Below are 22,630 nucleotides of genomic sequence, written 5' to 3'. Positions count from 1 at the left end.
GTCTACCTATGTTCAGGTGGACGGGTTGTCACTAAATTTTATTCGCTTTCCTCTAGCAAAAATCCATTGTCTCGCATATCACTGATGGCTTTTTCAAGTGTCACGTGATTTGCTGCTGTAATAGTATGAAGATGTGTGCCGTCTGTTAGCTCCAGCAAATAACTAGCACCGGTGTCATGGACGCGTTGCATAAAGGCCTCGACTTGTTCGACTGTTGCTACGTGAATACCAGCGGTTAGTTCACCGTATACCGGATGCTCAATCGACACATCTTTTACGGTAACGCCTGCTCGGACCAAAAGTTTTAACTCGCGTTCGGTGTCTTCACCTTGGTGGCGGCAAGCGATGCGCCGGGTAGCTAGTTCAGTCACGCGCTCCGCTAGGAACAAATAGCCTTGGCTAGTGGCGATAATTGGCTCGCCTTTTGCTTTGAGCAAGGTCATGTCACCAACGATCACTTGTCGTGACACGTTTGCCAATGCAGCCAAATCACTGCCCGTCATGGGTTCGTTTGACGATTTTATTTTTTCCAACAGAAACTGGCGCCGTTGTTCCCCGAATAGTTTTTTCATAAAGATCCCTCGCTTATCAACTTGTTAAGAACATCTTAACATGTGCTGAACAACAGTGGGTTTATTTCGTTTAAGTGTGCGAATATGCTATAATTAGTGAGTTGAATTGGAGGAGAGACTGTCCATGTACGATTACATAAAAGGCAAAGTTACACGCGTAACGCCTGAATATTTAGTGATAGAACAGCAAGGAATCGGCTGGCAGATTTTCGCACCCAATCCGTATTCGTTTGGCACAGAAGATTTGCAAGTGTTCTTGCATCACCACGTGCGTGAAGACGCGCAGTTGTTATTTGGCTTTCCGACATTTGAGCAACGTGAATTGTTTCGTAAGCTAATTTCGGTATCGGGTATTGGTCCAAAAGGTGCGCTCGCTATTTTGGCCAGTGGACAACCGCAACACGTCATCGAAGCGATCGAACGCGAAGATGAATCGTATTTAGTAAAATTCCCTGGAGTCGGCAAAAAAACAGCTCGTCAAATGATTTTGGATTTGAAAGGCAAGTTGACTGAGTTTTTCGGTGATCCATTCGATTCAGAAGAAACTACCACGCTCTTATCAAACGACCTGGTTGAGCTTGAAGAAGCGATGCTAGCACTTGGAGCTCTCGGGTATTCAGAACGTGAAATCAATAAAGTGAAACCACAATTGCGCGAGTTGGATTTAGATACCGAAGGCTTTATGAAAAAAGCACTGCAGCTATTGCTTAAACAAAACTGATGAAAGGAGGCGGACGGCATGGAAGACCGCATTATAGACAGTGAAGTAACAGAGTTTGATGACCGCTTCGAGCAATCGCTGCGTCCCCAATACTTGTCTCAGTATATTGGGCAGCATAAAGTAAAACACAATTTGCAGATTTTCATTGAAGCTGCGAAAATGCGTCAAGAAAGTTTGGACCATGTCTTGTTATACGGGCCTCCTGGACTTGGCAAAACGACATTGGCTGCTGTTATCGCCAATGAAATGGAAGTAAATGTGAAAATGACGAGTGGGCCCGCAATCGAACGCCCCGGCGATTTAGCAGCGATTGTGTCGTCACTCGAGCCCGGAGACGTCTTGTTTATTGACGAAATCCACCGGTTAAACCGAGCAATTGAAGAAGTGTTGTACCCGGCGATGGAAGACTTTTGTATCGATATTGTCGTTGGTAAAGGACCTACTGCGAGATCGGTGCGTTTAGATTTACCACCCTTTACGTTAATCGGTGCGACGACACGTGCTGGTGCTTTATCAGCTCCACTTCGTGACCGTTTCGGAGTATTGTCTCGTCTTGAGTATTACGACACAGAAGCATTGACTGAAATTGTTGTCCGTAGTTCGAAACTGTTTGAAGCCGATATCGATCCGAATGCGGCTGTTGAGATTGCGCGTCGATCTCGTGGGACACCGCGTATTGCCAACCGCTTACTTAAGCGTGTGCGTGATTATGCACAAGTTCGCGGAACGGGTTCGATTACGATGGACATGGCGGAACAAGCACTTGAAATGCTGCAAGTGGACCCACTCGGACTCGATCACATTGATCACAAATTATTAACAGGCATGATTGAACGCTTTCGCGGCGGTCCGGTTGGACTGGATACCATCGCTGCAAGTATTGGAGAAGAGTCGACGACCATTGAAGACGTCTACGAACCGTATTTGCTGCAGATTGGTTTTATTCAACGGACACCAAGAGGACGCACTGTCACCCAACTTGCCTATGAACACTTTAAAATGGAGATGCCTGAATGACAAAACTAATTACACCAAACACAACATTAAACATACAAGATTATGATTTTGACTTGCCTGAAGAATTGATTGCACAAACACCGTTACTTGACCGGACGTCAAGTCGTCTATTGGTGATGAATAAAGAAACAGGACAGACGTCGCACCGCCATTTCCGTGACATTATCGACTATTTGCATAAAGGCGATACACTCGTATTAAACGATACGCGCGTGTTACCTGCACGGTTAATGGGCGTCAAAGAAGACACAGGTGCCAACATCGAATTATTGCTATTAAAGCAAGTGGAGGACGATGTGTGGGAAACGCTGACGAAGCCTGCGAAAAAAGTGAAAGTCGGAACGGTTGTTTCTTTTGGCGATGGCTTGTTGCGTGCTGAATGTACCGGCATATTAGATCACGGGGGCCGTCATTTTAAAATGATTTACGACGGAATTTTTTACGAAATTTTGGATCAGCTCGGCGAAATGCCGTTGCCGCCTTATATCCGCGAAAAATTAGAAGACCAAGACCGTTATCAAACTGTTTTTGCAAAAGAGCGAGGAAGTGCTGCAGCTCCAACTGCTGGACTTCATTTTACCGACGAGTTGTTGGAACAAATTCGTGATAAAGGCGTGAACATCGCATTTATCACACTTCATGTGGGACTCGGAACTTTCCGTCCGGTGTCGGTCGATTCGATCGAAGACCACGAAATGCATTCGGAATTTTACCGAATACCAAAAGAAACAGCCGATATGATCAATAAAACCAAACAGAATGGTGGACGAATTGTGTCGGTTGGCACCACGTCGACACGGACGCTTGAATCGGTCGCTCAAAAATTTGACGGCAAATTACAAGAAGATAGTGGCTGGACAGATATTTTTATTTTTCCGGGTTATGAATTCAAAGCGGTAGACGGCTTAATTACCAATTTCCATTTGCCGAAATCGACATTGGTCATGCTCGTTAGCGCATTGTCGAGCCGCGATTATATCTTAAACGCCTACAACCAAGCAGTAGATGAACGTTACCGCTTTTTCAGCTTTGGTGATGCGATGTTTATTGAACCACAGAAAAAGGAGACTCACCCATGACAGCAGCAGTTACGTACGAACACATCAAAACCTGTAAACAAACAGGTGCACGACTTGGAATCGTCCATACACCGCACGGTTCTTTCGAAACACCGGCATTTATGCCAGTCGGAACGCAAGCGACCGTTAAAACCATGTCACCAGAAGAATTAAAAGCCATGAACGCTGGGATTATTTTAAGCAATACGTATCATTTATGGTTGCGTCCCGGGAATGACGTCATTAAAGAAGCGGGTGGATTGCATAAATTCATGAACTGGGATCGCCCGATTTTGACGGATTCTGGTGGTTTTCAAGTATTTTCACTAAGTGAATTCCGCAACATTAAAGAAGAAGGCGTTCATTTCCGTAACCACATGAACGGCGATAAATTATTTTTAAGTCCTGAAAAGGCTATGCATATTCAAAACGATTTGGGATCTGACATCATGATGGCCTTTGACGAATGTCCGCCCTTCCCAGCAACACACGAATACATGAAATCCAGTGTAGAGCGTACGTCGCGCTGGGCAGAACGTTGCCTTGAAGCGCATCAGCGTCCACAAGACCAAGCGTTATTTGGCATTATCCAAGGCGGCGAATTTGAAGACTTGCGTAAGCAAAGTGCACAAGACCTTGTGTCACTGGATTTCCCGGGTTACGCAATTGGCGGATTGTCAGTTGGTGAACCAAAAGACGTCATGAACCGTGCGTTAGAATATACAACACCGCTAATGCCAGCTGATAAGCCGCGTTATTTAATGGGGGTTGGTTCACCCGATTCACTTATCGACGGTGCCATTCGCGGCATTGATATGTTTGATTGTGTCTTACCGACACGGATTGCTCGAAACGGTACATTGATGACAAGCACCGGTCGTTTGAACATTAAAAACGCGGCGTTTAAGCGTGATTTTGGTCCAATTGATGACAAATGCGATTGTTACACATGCACAAATTATTCGCGTGCCTATGTTCATCACTTGATTCGCGCAGACGAAACATTCGGAATTAGGCTTACTAGTTATCATAATCTGCAATTTCTGTTAAACTTAATGGGACAGGTGCGTCAAGCAATTCGTGAAGACCGCCTGGGAGATTTCCGCGAAGAATTTTTCGAAGCGTACGGTTTCAACAAACCCAATGCTAAAAATTTCTGAGTTTGTACGAGAATAGAGAAAGTGAAAGGGGGAAATTGAATAATGGAAACGTTAATTGCGTTATCACCTTTACTATTAATGTTCTTGCTAATGTGGTTTTTCATCATCCGTCCTGCCCAAAAACGCCAAAAAGCAACAAAGAACATGCAGACAGAACTAAGACGTGGCGACCGCATTGTCACAATCGGCGGCTTACACGGCCTTGTGGATGCAGTTGATGATGCGACAATCTTCATCACCGTAGCGGATGGCACGCGCTTGCAGTTTGAGCGTCAAGCAATCGCACGTGTAGTGGATTCAGCAAAAGCAACAATCTAAACCAAATAAAAGCTCGCCTTCGATTTTGAAGGCGATTTTTTTAATTAAACATTCTGTCCTTATTCTAAATTTTCCAGTTACAAGGTACAATGGGTACAGTACATCGGAAAGGAGTATACGCATGACGAGTTATCCCCATCAATTTGAATTCGTTTTGCCGGCACTCGAAAGCAAATGCAGTGAATTCCACCACTTTCAATACGATACATTTACAGAAGCCGATTTATGGGAATTTTGTGTTAAGAAAAAATGGCGAAAAAAAGATATAGAGACGATGCACCTTTACGAAATGATTAATGACATTATGGATATGACTGCTTCGGATTTTTTAGCTTACCACCAAGTAGAAGCGCTAAAAAAAGCGCGTTGGAATGACGTCAGCACACTTGAAAATATCGAACACCTTTTAAGACCGTCTCCGAAAAAATAAACCAGTTTTAGCATGTATATTTTCTTGCTGCGTCTATCGTTTTAAGTGCCGACGCTTGAAAATGTACAAATACATTTACAAGAACCTAAGGCGGCAAATGGCAAAGGGATGCTCCTGCATCGATGCGCAAGCTTAGCCGCAAAGTACTAGCTTGAGTGATTTCATCAACCCAGTCTAACTAGAGAAACAAACTTCAATTCATGAAGTGCAATTTGACAGTATTCGGCAGCTGTTTCATAATGATAGTGCTGTGTTTTACACACCTGAGGAGGAAATTTACATATGAAAGCAAGAGGTCGTATTATTGCCTTTTTCTTACTAGTCATTGCACTGATAGGAATTATTGGCACTACGAGTTTACCCATCGCAAAAGACATTAAATTAGGGTTGGATTTACAAGGTGGTTTTGAAGTGCTTTACGAAGTGACAGCACTTGAAGACGGCCAAGAAATTACAGAAAGTGTGTTGACGGACACAACCGATGCATTGATGAACCGAATCAACGTACTCGGTGTCAGTGAGCCCGTTATTCAGATTGAAGGAGACAACCGCATTCGTGTTCAATTAGCGGGAGTCGAAGATCAATCGTCAGCGCGTGAATTGCTGTCGACTGAAGCAAATTTAACGTTCCGTGATGCGGAAGATAATTTGCTGCTTGCTGGAAATGACTTGAAGCAAGGTGGCGCAACGGGAACTTTTGATTCGAATGGCAATCCTATTGTCACATTGGAATTAAATGACCCAGGAAAATTTGCCGAAGTGACAGAAAGTATTTCGCAAATGCCAGCACCTGACAATGTCTTGGTCATCTGGCTTGATTTTGAAGAAGGTGTCGATTCGTTCGCAGAAGAACGCTTAAAAGCAGATCCGAAATTTGTTTCAGCACCGAGTGTTAGTCAGCGTATTTCATCACCATCTGTTGAAATTTCAGGATCGTTTACTGTAGAAGAAACACAAAATCTATCAGGGATCTTGAATGCAGGTGCTTTGCCGGTAAGTTTGACAGAAATCTACTCGACTTCTGTTGGTGCTCAGTTTGGTGAACAAGCACTTGATCAGACGATGGTTGCAGCTGCTGTCGGTATAGCATTAGTGTTACTATTTATGCTTATTTATTACCGCTTACCAGGAATGGTCGCAGTGGTTACGTTGTCAGCGTATGTGTACTTAATTCTGTTGGTATTTGAATGGATTGGCGGCGTTCTGACATTACCAGGTATCGCGGCAATCATGCTCGGTGTCGGGATGGCAGTAGATGCCAACATCATCACGTATGAGCGAATTCGTGAAGAAATGCGTGTCGGCAAGTCAGTAAAAGAAGCTTTCAAAGTCGGGGCACGTTCGTCATTCTCGGCAATTATTGATGCCAACGTGACGACCTTATTGGCAGCGATTGTTTTGTTCTATTTCGGAACAAGTTCCGTCAAAGGGTTTGCGACGCTATTGATTATCTCTATTTTGGTCAGCTTTTTAACAGCTGTTTGGGGATCACGTCTATTGCTTGGTCTATGGGTCAACAGCGGAGCACTCGACCACAAACCCGGATTGTTTGGGTTAAAAAAATCAGTTATCCACTCACCAGAAGAAGGTTTAGAAATTACCGATCTTTCAACTCGTTTTGACCGTTTTGATTTTGCAGGCAATCGCAATAAATTCTTCTTGGCTTCGATTGTTTTAATCGTTGCTGGAATGGCTGTTCTTGGTGTGTTCCGTTTGAACTTAGGAATCGATTTCTCGAGTGGAACACGTGTTGAAATTGCTTCAGAAGCAGCATTGACGAAAGAAGAAGTACAAAGCTTCTTAGATGGTGCGGGCTTTGAAACAGACGATATCGTCATTTCAGGTGATGAATCGAATATCGGTGTAGCTCGTTACAATGAAGAATTTAGTCAAGAAGAAATCAATAGCTTGAAAGCGACAGCTATTGAAGAATTTGGTTCTGAACCAAACGTTTCAACGGTGTCAGCCACAGTCGGTCAGGAATTGGCAAAAAATGCATTGTATGCATTGTCCATTGCTGCGCTTGGCATAATTATATATGTAGCTTTCCGTTTTGAATGGCGTATGGGTGTGGCATCGGTTGTTGCATTAATTCACGATGCATTCTTTATCGTTGCTATTTTCAGTATGCTCCGACTAGAAGTAGACATTACCTTTATCGCAGCGGTATTGACCATTATCGGTTACTCGATCAATGATACGATTGTGACATTTGACCGGATCCGTGAAAACATGAAACGCATGAAAAAAATTGATTCAGTAGAACAATTGGAAAAAATCGTTAACGTATCGCTTCGTCAAACGCTTGGTCGATCGGTAAATACGGTATTAACGGTATTATTAGTCGTAATCGCGCTATTAATTTTTGGTGCGCCATCGATTACAAACTTCTCCATCGCGTTATTAATCGGTTTGATTGCCGGTACCTATTCTTCGATCTTTATTGCAGCGCAGCTATGGCTAGTGCTGAAAAAAGGGGAGTTGAAGAAAAAAGGACCGATTGATATCGAGAAGAAAGAACAAGAATCTAAATGGGGTTCTGATGAGCCTGTAGTATAAGTTTAAAATAGCAATGGAACAGGGTATAATGACAATGACCTTGTTCCATTTTTTTAAATTTAAAGGGGGAATGGCAATGAAATTACAATGGCTACTTTTAATCGGACTTATTTTCGCAGTAATTATCGCCGTGTTTGCAGTTGTCAATGTGGAGGATGTACCCGTCAATTACGTATTTGGCGAAGCCGAATGGCCGTTGATCTTGGTAATTCTGGCATCAGCATTACTTGGATTCTTACTCAGCAGCGTGCTAGCTATTATGCGCAATTACCAGCTGCAACGTAAAATCAAAGCGCTTCAAAAAGAAGTGGCGGTAAAAGAAACGTTAATCGCTACACAACAAAACGAAATTGGTGCATACCAAAAAGTCGGCATCCAACCAGAACCCCAAATTGTTACAAACGAACCAGTAGTCGATGATTTACGAGAAGAACCAGTAGTTGATACAAGAAAAGATGAAATCTAAAAAAGGAACCTTTCGGTAGAGACGCCGAAAGGTTTTTGTCTGTGATTTTTTGCTGTATAATAGATCGGTGAGGAAGTGATACCAATGATTGAATCTAGAAAAAGATGGCGCTTGACGACGCCAGATGAACAAACAGTTCAAGAAATCCAAAAAGAATTAAACCTATCGTCAGTGCTGGCTAAAATTTTGGTGACACGGGGCTTGAATACAGCTGACGCGGCTCGGACATTTATGCAAATGGACGCAACTTGCATGCACGATCCGTATTTAATGAAAGACATGGATCTAGCTGTCGAGCGTATTCGACAGGCGATTGATAATCAAGAGAAAATTGTTGTCTATGGCGATTACGACGCAGGTGCGACACGTTTCTAACTGAAAAGGTTAGACACTAGGGAGTCGATTAAAATCCCTGGGAGAACTGATTTCTTGATAGGTGGAATGATAGGGTAACGCCTTGAAACGCCTACTCTGATCTTCCGACATGCCTTCTCAATGGTTAAATTGAAAGGTATGAAGCTCGGTGAAGTCGGCAGAGAGAGACCGTAAGTTAGGGAAAGCATAGCGAGTACCTGAAACGAAAGCTGTCCAGAGGTGGACGGTGTTTCCTATATGCCGGGAGTCCATAAAGTATCTATGGTTAGAATGTGCTGCAGAAGCACTGACGAATCTCTGAATGTACGGGTCTAGACGTAGTTGTCACAGAAATGTGACAGGTGGCAGTGCCATCGTATGTGTGGGCGAGTAAAAATCTGGCGTTATGAAACCCCATAACTTGTTATAGGCAAGTTCAAGCATACAGGACCATAGGAGAAACCTAAGGATATATGTAAGGATAAAGAAATTGGAACGTGGAAAGCGAAGGATGTGGAGGTATTAATCTACCTACGAAGCAGTTCGGTATATAAAGGGGCAACCTATTAAAACTGATTTACCATTCGTGAGAGTGGAGCCATAGTACCTTTGAAACCATGATAATAATTGGTGGAGGAATAGGCTCTAGTCGGAAATTTCAAAGACTTATAAATGCATAACAGACAAGGACTACTCAGAATTCTTAGGGTTTAAGATGAAGTTAATGCCAAAAGGTGAGAAATGGGTTGTGAAAAGTCATATGTGCGACAAAGCAGTTCAACGCACAAAGAAAAACTTGAAGCAAATCATAAACGGGATTCGATATGATAGCGGTGTTAACGACCAAGCAAGAAAAATAGCACTCTACAACTCGACTGTAATAGGACTTCATCAATATTTCCGTACCGCTACAATGATTTCCGAAGATATGGGGAACATTGCATACGAAGTGAATGCATGCATGAAAGACCATCGTATGAAAAGGCGAATTAAGAAAACAGGTGTGATAACACCTGATTTCTTAAGAAAGAATGCGATGAAGAAATAATCTCAAAGTATCCAATTGGACGATTAGACAGACAAACGAACAAGTGAATTCTGTTAAGTTATGTAGAGTACCAAAGTTTTGAAATTTTTCGATGGAACGCCGTGTGAGGTGAAAGTCTCACGCACGGTGTGAAGTGGGGGAAAAGCTGGCGATAGACTCAAAGGCTTACCTATCACTATATGGTGTCACCAGTACAACCGTCATGATGACCGTATTACAAGATCTAGGGGCCGATGTGTCCTTTATGATACCGAACCGCTCTAAGCATGGGTACGGACCGAATAGTGAACTGTTTCAACAAGCATTTGATCAGGGTACGAAACTAATTGTCACGGTAGATAATGGCATTTCAGGAATCGAACAAGTTGATTTTGCTAACGCTTTAGGGATGGACGTTATTATTAGTGATCATCACGATATCGGTGACCAATTACCAAATGCACTAGCGGTTGTTCACCCGCGTCATCCACAAGGCCACTATCCGTTTGGTGAACTGGCTGGAGTTGGTGTAGCGTTTAAAATAGCACACGCACTGTACGAGGAAATTCCAGACCACTTGATTGAACTAACCGCGATCGGTACGGTGGCCGATCTTGTTCCGCTTCACGGGGAAAACCGAATTTTTGTTAAAGAAGGACTAGCTGCACTTATCGATTCACCGAGTCCTGCGATTGCTGCATTGTGCGAAGTATCAGGCGTTAAACAGCAAGACATTACAGAAGAAACAATCGGCTTTATGTTTGGACCGCGCATTAATGCCATTGGACGTTTGCAAGATGCTGACCCAGCTGTTCGCATGTTCTTAACAGAAGACCCAGCAGAAGCACGTTCACTGGCTTCAGGGTTAGACGTGTTAAACAAAGAGCGGCAAGCGATTGTGAAGAAAATTTCAGAAGAAGCGATGCAGCAAGTCGAACAGCGTTATCCGGACGGTGTGCCGCATGTGTTAGTGGTCGCTCAAGAAGGCTGGAACCCGGGTGTTGTTGGAATCGTTGCCTCGAAACTAACAGAAAAATTTTATCGCCCGTCTATTGTTTTGTCGGTAGATCCTGAAACCAACAAAGCAAAAGGTTCTGCTCGCAGTATTGAAGGCTTTCATTTGTATAACGAACTTGCTAAAAACCGCGACATTTTGCCTCATTTCGGAGGCCATCCAATGGCGGCGGGTATGACGCTTGCGGCAAGTGACGTCGATGATTTGCGTGAGCGCTTAAACAAACAAGCGGAAATTAGCTTAACTGAAGAAGAGTTATTGCCTGTTGTCAATATCGATATTCCGCTCCGTCTTGACGAAATCGACATAACGGCAATCGAGTCCATGCGCTTACTTGCTCCTTTTGGAATGGGATTTGCTAAGCCGAAATTTTATCTTGAAGGGGTCCATGTGGCATCCATTCGCAAAATTGGAGCTGCCCAAAATCACTTGAAGATGGAACTGACACAGCAAGCAGCTTCTATAGACGCTGTTGGTTTTGGTCTCGGTTCGGTTGGTGATGAATTAACACCGGATGTCAAAATAGATGTTATCGGTGATTTACAGGTCAATGAATGGAATGGTCGGAAAAAACCGCAATTGATGGTGGAAGATGTTCGTACAGATCAATGGCAATTATTTGATATTCGCGGCATTCGCCAAGTATCGCGTTGGTCAAAGTTGATCCCGAAAGAAAATCAAGTATTCCTAGCGTTTAAAGAAGAAACACCCGCATTATTCCAGTCCCTATTGGCTCAACCCATTTGCACTGTTGCTCAAGTAAAAGCCATGTCAGGAAGTAAAGACCACTTGGTGTTATTGGATTTACCGGAATCAGAAGAGCAATTGGTATCTGTTTTAGCAAATATGAAGCCAAAGCGGGTGTATGCTCATTTCCATGCGAAAGATTCTCAGTATTTTGAACAGATTCCCACACGTGAACAATTTAAATGGCTGTTTTCGTTTATTAAAAAACGCGGGACTTTTGACTTTACTAAACATTGTGACGAACTGGCCAAACACAAAGGTTGGACGCGGGAGTCATTATTTTTCATGCTGCAGGTGTTTTTTGAACTCGGTTTTGTTACACTTAACAATGGCATTACCGAGATTGCGCAATCGCCAAGCAAACAGGATTTGTCAGAAGCGCCGATTTACAAACGTCGTGAGCAGCAGATTGCTCTGGAGCAGAAGCTTTTGTATGCGTCTTATAAAGATTTAAAAGAGTGGTTCGATGCGACAGTGTCTGCCAAGGAGGAACAAATATGGATTTAAAACAGTACATCACCATTGTTGAAGATTGGCCAAAACCTGGAATTCGTTTTAAGGACATCACGTCATTGATGGACAACGGAACTGCCTATAAGTATGCAACAGACAAAATCGTTGAATACGCAAAAACAGTAAATGCTGAAGTCATTGTAGGACCTGAAGCGCGTGGATTTATCATCGGCTGCCCAGTCGCTTATGCGCTTGAACTTGGCTTTGCACCCGTTCGTAAAGAAGGCAAGTTGCCGCGCGAAGTGATCACAGCCGAATACGGTCTTGAATACGGGACAGATGTGTTAACGATGCATAAAGACGCAATCAAACCGGGGCAACGTGTCTTGATCACGGATGATTTGCTTGCAACAGGTGGCACAATCGGTGCGACGATTAATTTAGTAGAACAGCTTGGCGGAATTGTCGTTGGCTGCGCATTTTTGATTGAATTGACTTATTTAGATGGACGCAAAAACTTAGGCGGCTATGATGTCACGACTTTAATGCAATATTAATACCGGATCTCTTCGCCTTTTTAAGGTGAAGGGATTTTTTTCTTGAATCAGGGTATGGACAAAGGTAAGGCCATAAATTGGAGGTGACTAAATGAAGCTGAGCAAACAACACAACCCCCGATTAAACGCTACGTGGATAGATCAATTACTAGACGACCGCACCCCTCTTGAAAAAATCACCTGCGAAACGGAACAATTCTTTCAAGCCATCCGAAAAGAGTTCGTCTTTAGCAAGTATGCGAGGCCTAAAAAAAGCATGACTGAAAAAATGTGGTCTTTAGTAGCTGAAAAGTATTCGGTAGAAGATGAACGTTCTTCGGAGACCTGTGTTTCTGACAATGAGCTATACCCAGCATGGAAAACGCAACTAGACAGCGAGTACCGAAAACTTGAGTCGACGATTGTACAGTGCGTCAACGTTACTGATTATGGCGCGATAGGTGACGGAAAGACCGACTGCACAGATGCTTTTAAACGAGCACTTGGCAAAGGTCGAGTACAAGTAGAGGTTCCAAAAGGTGTTTATCTCGTAAAGGGACTGCGTTTGCCTTCATGGACACGTTTGACGGGTGCTGGAAAAGGAGCAACTGTTTTAAAGTTGCATCCTAAAGTCTCTCGCAAGACCCGGTTATTGACCAACCGCAATTACTTAATGGGTAACCGCAATATTTCTGTAGAAGGGCTGACGCTTGATTGGCATGTAGAACGTTTGGGAGATGTCGAAAAAACCAGTGCAGGCGGAAATTATTCCAGCTGTTTAACTTATGCCCACGTAACATTTGGGTGGGTCAAAGATGTGGAGGCATTAAATCCAGGTCTGCATTGTTTTGATATTACGTCACCGCTTTATAATTACGCAGGAGATGGATTGCGAGGCAAAAGTGGCAGTCGTTTTGTCTGGCTTGATGGCGTTAGCGGTTCTGGTTTTGGCGACGACGGATTGACAACGCATCATAGTGACTATATTTTTGTCACCAACTCACATTTTAGTGATCCGAGTGGACGCGCGCATCAGCAAGGGTTTTCAAACTCCAATGGCTTTGAAATAGATGATGGATCTCGTTACGTTTGGTTAGTTAATAATTCGAGTGCGCGTTGTTTTGGTGGAATTGAGATTAAAGCGCATGCCAATTCTTCAGCAGCCTCAAATGTCTTTATTTCGGGACATTTATCGGTTCACGATAACCGGTCGTTTAATTTCCGCCACATTGGTCATCATAAAAAAGAGGATCCCGAATCGCGTTCGGCGTTTGCTATTCGTGCACAACGGTTAGTGTCAATTGATCCAATCGAAACAACTTTATACGAAGGTTCTGCACCGCGCAGTTTAGTCATTTCAGCTTACCGCAATGTGGCGATCAACCGGTTTTTGTTTGTCGGAGATCCAGACTATGATTACAAGCTTCAGCCAGCTTCCGCCGTTCAATACCGTGCCGCGTGTGTGTCTTTGAGTAATGGTAAGATTCAAGGGTTTACGACAGCGGAGACGGATCTTTCAATAGCTGGCGGTGAACAACACGCCAGCAGTGTAAGCGTTCAAAATTTGGTCAGCACCGGTTCAGCTGAACAAGCAGTCGTTGTTGGAGCAGGTAGCGAGTTGGTTTACTTAGAAAATATTAGAAAGCGGAGTTCTCATCTGCTTTAACATACATCAACAAGGAGGCAATTACATGAGACTGACAGGAAAAAAAGTGCTGAGTTTTATTCATCATGACTTTGAAGATTTGGAACTATGGTATCCGATTTTAAGGTTGCGAGAAGAAGGGGCACAAGTGGACATTGCAGGAGAAGAATCAGGCGTTGAATATATTGGTAAATATGGCGTCCCAGCGACATCTGATTTGACTTATGCACAAGCGCTTGGCAATGAATACGATGCCGTTCTCGTTCCTGGCGGTTGGGCACCAGACAAAATACGAAGGTTTCCTGACGTTTTACAGTTGGTTCGCCGTATGGACGATCAGCAAAAACCGATTGGTCAAATTTGTCACGCTGGTTGGGTACTTATTTCCGCCAATATTTTAACCGATCGAAAAGTGACCAGTACACCAGGAATAAAAGATGACATGATCAACGCGGGCGCCGAGTGGTTTGATGAATCAGTGGTGGTCGATGGGCACTTAGTATCGAGCCGCCGTCCGCCTGATTTACCAGATTATCTCAGGGAATTTATTAAAGTGCTAGAGAACAGCTAACAAAGCTTTACTTTTAACCCCATTGTTTTTTATAATAGAAAGATATACTTTTGGAAAAATTTAAAGCAAGGTGGGCAATTATGGCGAAAGATCTAGTGAGAACAGCTGAAGATGTATTCGAGATGGTTGCGTCTTATATGAATGCCGAACATGTGAAAACAATCAAGAGGGCCTATCAAGTTGCGTACGACGCCCATATGGGTCAGTTTCGCAAATCAGGCGAACCGTATATTGTGCATCCGGTGCAAGTGGCAGGGATTCTGGCAGAATTACAAATGGACCCGGCTACAGTAGCGGCAGGCTTTTTGCACGATGTAGTCGAAGACACGGAAGTCAGCCGTGAAGACATCGTTCGTGATTTCGATGAAGAAGTTGCCATGCTCGTTGACGGCGTGACGAAGTTAAGCAAAATCAAGTATTTATCAAAAGAAGAGCAACAAGCAGAAAATCACCGCAAAATGTTTGTCGCAATGGCACAAGACATTCGTGTTATTTTGATTAAACTGGCAGATCGTTTGCACAATCTTCGTACGTTGAAATACCAGACCGTCGAAAAGCAACGCATTAAAGCTAATGAGACGCTGGAAATCTTTGCCCCGATTGCGCACCGTCTCGGTATCAATACCATTAAATGGGAACTGGAAGATACAGCGTTGCGTTATTTGAATCCGCAACAGTATTACCGGATTGTCAATTTGATGAAAAAGAAACGCACCGAACGAGAAGATTATTTGAATAAGGTCATGAGTGAGATTCGCGTACAACTCGACGAAGTCGATATTAAAGCGGATCTTTTCGGTCGGCCCAAACACATTTACAGCATTTACCGGAAAATGGCAATTCAAAACAAGCAGTTTAATGAAATCTATGATTTGCTGGCAGTCCGCATAACAGTGGAAAGCATTAAAGATTGCTACGCGGTACTAGGAATTATTCATTCTACTTGGAAGCCGATGCCAGGGCGTTTTAAAGATTATATCGCCATGCCAAAGCAAAATTTATACCAGTCGCTTCACACGACGGTTATTGGTCCTCAAGGCGATCCGCTTGAAGTACAAATTCGCACGGAAGAAATGCACCGCATTGCGGAGTATGGTGTGGCAGCGCATTGGGCCTATAAAGAAGGCAAGATTATCGACAAGCCGAAAAGTTCTGTCGATTCACGATTGTCGTGGTTCCGTGAAATTCTGGATTTCCAGAACGAATCGGATAATGCTGAAGAATTTATGGAATCGTTAAAATACGATTTGTTTTCTGACATGGTTTATGTATTTTCACCAAAAGGCGATGTCATTGAAATGCCAGCAGGCTCTTGTCCAATCGATTTTGCTTATCGTGTGCATTCGGAAATTGGCAATAAAACCATTGGCGCAAAAATAAACGGCAAGATGGCGCCCCTCGATACGGAGTTACACACCGGTAATATTGTGGAAATTTTAACTTCGAAGCAATCTTTTGGTCCAAGTCGCGATTGGTTGAAAATCGCGAAATCCACGCAAACCAAAAATAAAATCAAGCAATTTTTCAAAAAGCAATTGCGTGAAGACAATGTCCAAAAAGGTCGAGATTTGATTGAAAAAGAAATAAAAGCGCAAGAATTTGTTCTAAAAGAAGTACTGAGTAATGAAAACATCAAACGTGTTTGTGAAAAATTCAATTTTGCAGGCGAAGACGATATGTATGCAGCTGTTGGCTTTAACGGGATTACGGCTCAACAAGTTGTAAACCGATTAGCTGAAAAAATGCGTAAAAAACGCGAGCAAGAAGAGGCAATTGAAAAAATCACTGTTGAAATGAAATCCAACGTGCCTAAAAAACAAACCGATTCCGGTGTCATTGTTAGAGGAATCGATAATATGATGATTCGCTTGTCTAAGTGTTGCAACCCGGTACCGGGTGACGATATTATCGGGTTTATTACAAAAGGGCGTGGCGTTTCGGTTCACCGCACGGATTGTCCAAATGTCCACTCTGGAGAAAACGACCGACTTATTCCCGTCGAGTGGGAAAATGAAGGATCGCCTGATAACAAATCCTACCAAATTGATATTGAAGTTCAAGCATACGACCGTAACGGATTGATTAATGAAGTGATGCACATGGTCAGTGAAACGAAAACGACGATTACAGCGGTCAGCGGTCGAGCAGACAAAGACAAAATCGCGACGATCAATTTGTCGATCATGATTCCTCACATCAAGCATCTAAACCGTGTTGTTGAACGCATCAAATCGATTCCAGATGTTTATTCCGTTTTACGGGTGACAAATTAATGAGAGTAGTTCTGCAACGATCTAAAAGTGCATCGGTGACAGTCGACGGCGCGGTAACTGGCGCGATCCGATCGGGTTATGTGTTACTCGTTGGCATCACCCACGAAGATACCGAAAAAGACGCGGATTATTTGGCGGGCAAGATTGCACAACTTCGTCTGTTTGAAGATGAAGAAGGCAAGATGAACCGATCAATTCTCGATCACGGCGGTGAAATCCTGTCGATTTCTCAGTTTACGCTGTATGGTGATGTGAAAAAAGGGCGTCGCCCAAGTTTTATCGCGGCGGCACGACCAGAAACGGCTGAACCTCTTTGGTTAGCTTTTAACAAAGCGTTACAAAGGTACGGCCTGGTTGTCGAAACAGGTGTTTTTGGCGCCATGATGGACGTTCAGCTAGTGAATGATGGCCCCGTAACGATTTTAGTTGAATCTAAATAGGCAGTTGAGAGAAGTGCAGGCGGAATATGCCTGCGCTTCTTTTTTTGCTGTGGCGGTGTTTGCGCGATAAGAGCGGTCCAGCGGAAAAACGCGCGATCGAGCAGGATACGCGCAGTCTAGTGGGAGGTCGCCAAACATACACAGAAAAAAGCACGGAGGACATGTCCACCGTGCTTTTATTACTCAACAAGCTGTGCATCGAAATAGTTGATTAGGCCAGTATAGAGGCCGAGCGCCGCCTGTTCGCGGAATTGACTGCTAGTCAACACGCGTTCTTCGTTAAAATTGCTCAAAAAGCCAAGTTCGACTAGAACGGCAGGCTGTTTGTTTTCGCGCAATACCAAGTAATTGCCATGCTGAACGCCACGGTCTTGCAAGGTCAATTTTTTGCCAAGTTCTTCATTTAAATAGGCGGCTAGTTCTTTTTGGAAATCGTGTTGGTAGTACGATGTGAATCCGGAGACGCTGCTGTCGTCGGTCGCATCATAGTGGATGCTGACAAAAGCGTCTGCTCCAGCTTGGTGACTTCCAGCGACGCGCGTGCGAAGGTCGACGTAAGTATCTGATTGCCGCGTCATAACAACTTCTGCACCTGCTGCATTTAAATGACGCGATAAAATCTCTGCTGTTTTTAAGGTTAATTCTTTTTCTTGTGTTTTGCGCACGCCCACTGTGCCACCGTCATTGCCACCGTGACCCGGATCTAGAACGATAGTCAGACCGTCCAATGTTCCTTTTCTGCGATCAGGAGAATCAACTTGTTCTTTTTGGGAAAATGTTTCTTCTGTAGATACGACCCACTCTGCTACAAAAGCAGTCTGACCGTCCGCGAGAAGAACTTGATACCATTCTTCTTGCTTATCAACGACGGCTAGCTGATTTCCAGCATCTGCCCGGCTGACTACTTCAGAATCAGTCGAAGCTTGGCTCCGCAAATTGGTGCCATCCGTTAAAATCGTGACAGCTTCTTTGGCGTCACTTGTAACAGTCTCTGCTGTCTGATCTGATAATTGACCGTGAAAAGCATAAACCCAGCCTTTTTTTCCTTTTGCCAATTCGATTTCTACCCAATGGCCTTCCATGGAAATTACAGGAAAGACTTCGCCTTTCGTGCCAGTCTGTTGAATTTTTGAACTGAGGTCAGGCTTTGAGCGAATATTTAATGTGTTGACTGCGATTTCAAAAGAAGAAACTTTGGAGATAGGTTCTTTCTTTTGTTCAGATTCAGCTGAATCTGCCGGTTTTTCTGACGTTGTGTCTTTGTCGCTAGAGACAATATACTGTTTGGAAACAAATCCGCGTGTATTACGGAAACTAATCTCAAGCCAGTCATCCGCCACGCCAATGATTTCAGCGGTATCGCCGGCATCCATTTTGGTGAGCACAGCTGCCGATAAATCAGCTTGCGCACGTACGTTGAGACCATTGACAGAAGAGACGGCTGTTTGCCCAGTGGCTGTTTGGTCTTCGTCAGACGCTGCAGTTAGCCACGAAGCAATCCATCCTTCTTGCCGGTCGACCTGTACTTGTAACCAGTCACCTTGTTTGGAAATAACGGAAGCTGTCTGTCCTTGTTCTAAATCACCCGTGACGCTGTAGGACAAACCAGGACCTGAACGAACGTTGACCATAGTTCCGGTAATTTCAACTGTGCCTGCATCGGCCGAAACATGATTGTTATCTAGCAACGGAAAGCTGCTGGCTATGAATAAAAAGAATAGAATAATTGCAATTAAGCCCTTGTGTTTCATGCGTTACCCCCTAAGAGAACTTCTCTTCAATAGTATCAAATATTACAGCGCTTGTGTCAAAAAGGTTGACAAGCTACGGGCAAATTATTAAGATTGATTTATTATCCTTATATATTTGCTGACGACAAAGAAAGTAATTGCATGATTTGGCTGAAAAGAGAGGGGAAGTCTCGGGCTGTAAACTTTCCTGCAGACAAGTGCGACGAAAAACACTTTTGAGGCTTTTTTCTGAACTGCGCTTGCCGCTTATTAGGAAAAAACGGAACCGGCCGTTACCCGGAATGAGAGGATGCATTTTTTGCATCAACTAGGGTGGAACCGCGGAAGCTAATACGAGCTCTCGTCCCTTGCGTAAAGCAAGGGGCGAGAGCTTTTTTGTATGGAAAAATAAAGGAGTGAACTAACAGATGAATATTCAAGCGCCACGCGGCACATATGATGTGCTGCCCGATCAATCTGCTAAATGGCAAGAAGTTGAACAAAAAATAAATAACCTCTGCAGACTTTACCAATACAAAGAAATACGCACGCCAATTTTTGAACACACGGAATTATTCCAGCGCGGTGTCGGTGACACGACAGATATCGTTCAAAAAGAAATGTACACATTCCAAGATCGTGGCGAACGTTCGTTAACATTGCGCCCAGAAGGCACAGCTTCAGTCGTTCGTTCTTATGTTGAGAATAAATTATTTGGTATGCCGGACCAGCCGGTAAAACTATTTTATACCGGTCCAATGTTTCGCTACGAACGTCCACAAGCAGGGCGCATGCGCCAGTTTGTCCAATTTGGAGTAGAAGCAATTGGTTCCAAAGATCCAGCAATCGATGCTGAAGTAATTTCACTGGCAATGGAAGTATACCGTGCTGTCGGGCTTAAGCAATTACGCTTAGTCATCAACTCACTTGGTGATACGGAAAGTCGCGTAGCACACAAAAAAGCCTTGGTTACCCATTTCGAACCGAGTATCAATGAATTTTGTAGCGATTGCCAGACGCGTCTCGAGAAAAATCCGTTACGTATTCTAGACTGCAAAGTAGACCGTCAACATCCGTTAATGGCAACAGCGCCGTCACTGGCCGATTATTTAAATGAAGAATCACAAGCTTATTTTGATGAAGTGCAAGCTTACCTTTCAAGCATGGATATTGAATTTGTCGTGGATCCGAATTTAGTGCGCGGACTTGATTATTATAACCATACCGCTTTTGAAATTATGAGCGATGCGGAAGGCTTTGGTGCCATTACCACTTTAGCTGGTGGAGGACGTTACAACGGACTTGTTGAAGACCTTGGCGGACCCGAGTCACCTGGAATTGGTTTTGCGATGAGTATTGAGCGACTGTTACTAGCGCTTGAAATGGAAAAAGTCGAAATTGGTCAATCCAATAATTTAGAAGTTTACGTAGTAGCGATGGACGAAACGACGAAGAAAAAAGCCTTTGCTGTTGTTCGTGATTTACGCTTGAACGGCATTTCGGCTGACATGGATTTCGCCGGGCGCAAAGTAAAAGCGCAAATGAAATCAGCTGACCGTAAAGGAGCTGCATTTGTTGTCGTTATTGGTGAAACGGAACTTGAGAGCGGCAAAGTGGCATTAAAAGAAATGGCGACGGGTGAGCAACAGGAAATGGCATTCGAAGAAATCGCACCAAGCTTATTGAAAAAGAAATCACTGGAGGAATAAATATGTCAAGAACGCATTATTGTGGAGAAGTGAACGAAACGGCTATTGGACAACGTGTCACATTAAAAGGGTGGGTACAAAAACGTCGCGACCTTGGTGGATTAATCTTTGTGGACGTCCGTGACCGTTCTGGAATTGTGCAAGTTGTGTTTAATCCGGAAATTTCAAAAGAAGCCGCTGCCATTGGCGAATCGTTACGTAATGAATTTGTCGTTCATATTGACGGACTGGTTGTCAAAAGAGCAGAAGGCCAAGTTAATACTGCGATGAAAACTGGCGAAATTGAAGTGCAAGTAGATCATGCAGCTGTAATAAACGCTGCGAAAAATCCCCCATTTGCCATCGAAGACAATACAGATGTTAATGAAGATTTACGCTTGAAATATCGTTACTTGGATTTGCGTCGTCCTGCGATGTACGAAACATTCAAAATGCGTTCAGACGTGACAAAATCGATTCGTCGCTTTTTGGACGAAGAAGGTTTTATCGAAGTGGAAACACCGATTTTGACAAAATCTACACCTGAAGGCGCACGTGATTATTTAGTACCAAGCCGAGTTCATGATGGCGAATTTTACGCTTTGCCTCAATCTCCGCAATTATTCAAACAAATGTTGATGGTATCTGGCTTTGATAAATATTACCAAATTGCACGTTGCTTCCGTGATGAAGATCTTCGCGCGGATCGTCAACCTGAATTTACACAAATCGATATGGAAATGAGTTTCCAGTCAATGGAAGATATCATCAGTATGAATGAACGCTTAATGGTTCAGATGATGAAAGATGTGAAAAAAATCGACATCAAACCAACTTTCCAGCGCATGAGCTACACAGAAGCAATGGACCGTTTTGGTTCAGACAAACCAGATGTACGCTTTGGTTTAGAGTTGACGGATGTTTCGGATCTAGTAAAAGATTCAGCGTTCAAAGTCTTTACTGGCGCTATCGAAAACGGCGGTCAAGTAAAACTGATTAATGTTAAAGGGCAAGCGGCAAATTATTCTCGTAAAGATATTGACGCGCTAGGTGCTTTTGCCGCAGTTTACGGAGCAAAAGGACTTGCCTGGTTGAAAGTGGAAGAAGAAGGCGTGAAAGGACCAATTGCTAAATTCTTTGAAGGTCAAGCCGCAACTGCTTTAACAGAACGAGCGCAAGCAGAAGCAGGCGACTTATTATTATTTGTTGCAGATAAAAAATCGGTAGTCGCAGATGCGTTAGGCGCACTTCGCTTAAAATTTGGCAAAGAATTAGCGTTAATCGACAACTCAGTTTATAAATTCTTATGGATTACCGATTGGCCGTTACTTGAGTACGATGAAAAAGATGGACGCTACTATGCAGCTCACCATCCCTTCACCATGCCGTTCGAAGAAGACTTAGACAAACTGGCAACTGAGCCACAAAACGTTCGCGCACAAGCTTATGACCTTGTCTTAAACGGCTATGAGCTTGGTGGAGGATCGTCGCGTATTTATCGTCGCGACATTCAAGAGAAAATGTTTGAAGTGCTTGGCTTTAGCAAAGAAGAAGCGAACGCGCAATTTGGGTTCTTGATGGAAGCATTCGAATATGGAACACCTCCACACGGTGGAATTGCATTTGGTTTGGATCGTCTTGTTATGCTACTTGCAGGTCGCACGAACTTGCGTGACACAATTGCGTTCCCCAAAACTGCCAGCGCTAGCGACTTGCTGACAGATGCGCCGAGTCAAGTATCAGGTGCGCAACTTGAGGAATTGAGCCTATCTTTGAACATTCAGAATAATAAAAAAGTAACAGAGTAAAAAGCTTGTTTAAATAAAAAAGGTGTGCTAACATAAGTCTAT

20 protein-coding genes and 1 other annotated feature are annotated in these 22,630 nt (G+C 43.6%); of the genes, 18 read left to right on the top strand and 2 right to left on the bottom strand.

Annotation, left to right across the window (positions count from 1 at the left end):
* Positions 1-38 precede the first annotated feature (38 nt).
* The gene (locus tag FQ085_RS07230; protein WP_058385625.1) at positions 39-572 is read right to left on the bottom strand and encodes a transcription repressor NadR; all 534 of its coding nucleotides are present in this window, start codon (positions 570-572) and stop codon (positions 39-41) included.
* A 124-nt stretch (positions 573-696) separates the two neighbouring features.
* Here FQ085_RS07230 and ruvA point away from each other — a divergent pair, with 124 nt between their 5' ends.
* The 16 genes from ruvA (at position 697) to dtd (ending at position 17,362) form a co-directional block, all read left to right on the top strand.
* Complete coding sequence (ruvA, locus tag FQ085_RS07225; protein WP_058385624.1) at positions 697-1,293, top strand: Holliday junction branch migration protein RuvA; 597 nt, start codon at positions 697-699, stop codon at positions 1,291-1,293.
* A gap of 18 nt (positions 1,294-1,311) precedes the next feature.
* Positions 1,312-2,310 (top strand): Holliday junction branch migration DNA helicase RuvB, encoded by a 999-nt coding sequence (ruvB, locus tag FQ085_RS07220; RefSeq protein ID WP_058385623.1) that lies wholly within the window; start codon positions 1,312-1,314, stop codon positions 2,308-2,310.
* Positions 2,307-3,389 carry a tRNA preQ1(34) S-adenosylmethionine ribosyltransferase-isomerase QueA gene (queA, locus tag FQ085_RS07215; RefSeq protein ID WP_149456284.1) on the top strand — a complete coding sequence of 361 codons (1,083 nt, stop codon included), beginning with the start codon at positions 2,307-2,309 and terminating at the stop codon, positions 3,387-3,389. The genes ruvB and queA overlap by 4 nt, the downstream gene beginning before the upstream one ends.
* Entirely contained in the window at positions 3,386-4,528 is a 1,143-nt protein-coding gene (gene tgt, locus FQ085_RS07210) for a tRNA guanosine(34) transglycosylase Tgt (RefSeq protein ID WP_058385621.1), read from the top strand. The genes queA and tgt overlap by 4 nt, the downstream gene beginning before the upstream one ends.
* A 42-nt stretch (positions 4,529-4,570) precedes the next feature.
* Positions 4,571-4,846 carry a preprotein translocase subunit YajC gene (yajC, locus tag FQ085_RS07205; protein ID WP_058385620.1) on the top strand — a complete coding sequence of 92 codons (276 nt, stop codon included), beginning with the start codon at positions 4,571-4,573 and terminating at the stop codon, positions 4,844-4,846.
* A gap of 121 nt (positions 4,847-4,967) precedes the next feature.
* Complete coding sequence (locus FQ085_RS07200; RefSeq protein WP_058385619.1) at positions 4,968-5,276, top strand: post-transcriptional regulator; 309 nt, start codon at positions 4,968-4,970, stop codon at positions 5,274-5,276.
* Between the two features lie 282 nt (positions 5,277-5,558).
* Positions 5,559-7,835 (top strand): protein translocase subunit SecDF, encoded by a 2,277-nt coding sequence (gene secDF, locus FQ085_RS07195; RefSeq protein WP_149456283.1) that lies wholly within the window; start codon positions 5,559-5,561, stop codon positions 7,833-7,835.
* A gap of 76 nt (positions 7,836-7,911) precedes the next feature.
* On the top strand, positions 7,912-8,301 hold the full coding sequence (locus FQ085_RS07190; protein WP_058385617.1) for a LapA family protein: 390 nt from the start codon (positions 7,912-7,914) through the stop codon (positions 8,299-8,301).
* A gap of 84 nt (positions 8,302-8,385) precedes the next feature.
* On the top strand, positions 8,386-8,676 hold the full coding sequence (locus tag FQ085_RS07185) for a hypothetical protein (protein ID WP_058385616.1): 291 nt from the start codon (positions 8,386-8,388) through the stop codon (positions 8,674-8,676).
* A gap of 703 nt (positions 8,677-9,379) precedes the next feature.
* Positions 9,380-9,703 (top strand): hypothetical protein, encoded by a 324-nt coding sequence (locus tag FQ085_RS07180; protein WP_058385615.1) that lies wholly within the window; start codon positions 9,380-9,382, stop codon positions 9,701-9,703.
* Between the two features lie 133 nt (positions 9,704-9,836).
* Positions 9,837-11,951, top strand: a complete 2,115-nt coding sequence (recJ, locus tag FQ085_RS07175; RefSeq protein WP_262499768.1) for a single-stranded-DNA-specific exonuclease RecJ — start codon at positions 9,837-9,839, stop codon at positions 11,949-11,951.
* Positions 11,942-12,454 (top strand): adenine phosphoribosyltransferase, encoded by a 513-nt coding sequence (locus FQ085_RS07170; protein WP_058385613.1) that lies wholly within the window; start codon positions 11,942-11,944, stop codon positions 12,452-12,454. Before recJ ends, FQ085_RS07170 begins: the two co-directional genes overlap by 10 nt.
* A gap of 91 nt (positions 12,455-12,545) precedes the next feature.
* Positions 12,546-14,099, top strand: a complete 1,554-nt coding sequence (locus FQ085_RS07165) for a glycosyl hydrolase family 28-related protein (RefSeq protein WP_149456281.1) — start codon at positions 12,546-12,548, stop codon at positions 14,097-14,099.
* A 25-nt stretch (positions 14,100-14,124) separates the two neighbouring features.
* Positions 14,125-14,649, top strand: coding sequence for a type 1 glutamine amidotransferase domain-containing protein (locus FQ085_RS07160; protein WP_149456280.1), 525 nt, complete (start codon positions 14,125-14,127; stop codon positions 14,647-14,649).
* Positions 14,650-14,729: 80 nt separating this feature from the next.
* Positions 14,730-16,922: a RelA/SpoT family protein gene (locus FQ085_RS07155; protein ID WP_058385610.1), complete on the top strand. Its 2,193-nt coding sequence runs from the start codon at positions 14,730-14,732 to the stop codon at positions 16,920-16,922.
* On the top strand, positions 16,922-17,362 hold the full coding sequence (gene dtd / locus FQ085_RS07150; protein ID WP_071154357.1) for a D-aminoacyl-tRNA deacylase: 441 nt from the start codon (positions 16,922-16,924) through the stop codon (positions 17,360-17,362). The genes FQ085_RS07155 and dtd overlap by 1 nt, the downstream gene beginning before the upstream one ends.
* Positions 17,363-17,541: 179 nt before the next feature.
* On the opposite strand, the gene FQ085_RS07145 is transcribed toward dtd, so the two are convergent.
* Positions 17,542-19,113 (bottom strand): N-acetylmuramoyl-L-alanine amidase family protein, encoded by a 1,572-nt coding sequence (locus FQ085_RS07145; protein WP_149456279.1) that lies wholly within the window; start codon positions 19,111-19,113, stop codon positions 17,542-17,544.
* A 112-nt stretch (positions 19,114-19,225) separates the two neighbouring features.
* Positions 19,226-19,464, top strand: a binding site (T-box leader).
* A gap of 56 nt (positions 19,465-19,520) precedes the next feature.
* On the opposite strand from FQ085_RS07145, the gene hisS reads away from it, so the two are divergent.
* Both hisS and aspS read left to right on the top strand, forming a co-directional pair.
* Positions 19,521-20,801: a histidine--tRNA ligase gene (gene hisS, locus FQ085_RS07140; RefSeq protein WP_149456278.1), complete on the top strand. Its 1,281-nt coding sequence runs from the start codon at positions 19,521-19,523 to the stop codon at positions 20,799-20,801.
* Between the two features lie 2 nt (positions 20,802-20,803).
* A complete protein-coding gene (gene aspS, locus FQ085_RS07135; RefSeq protein ID WP_149456277.1) occupies positions 20,804-22,588 on the top strand; it encodes an aspartate--tRNA ligase in 1,785 nt (594 codons plus the stop codon).
* Positions 22,589-22,630: the final 42 nt, after the last annotated feature.

It is taken from the genome of Planococcus sp. ANT_H30 (assembly GCF_008369335.1).
Taxonomy (GTDB): domain Bacteria; phylum Bacillota; class Bacilli; order Bacillales_A; family Planococcaceae; genus Planococcus; species Planococcus kocurii.
Note: the sequence above shows the minus strand (reverse complement) of the source record. Positions and strands in the feature narration are given on the sequence as shown.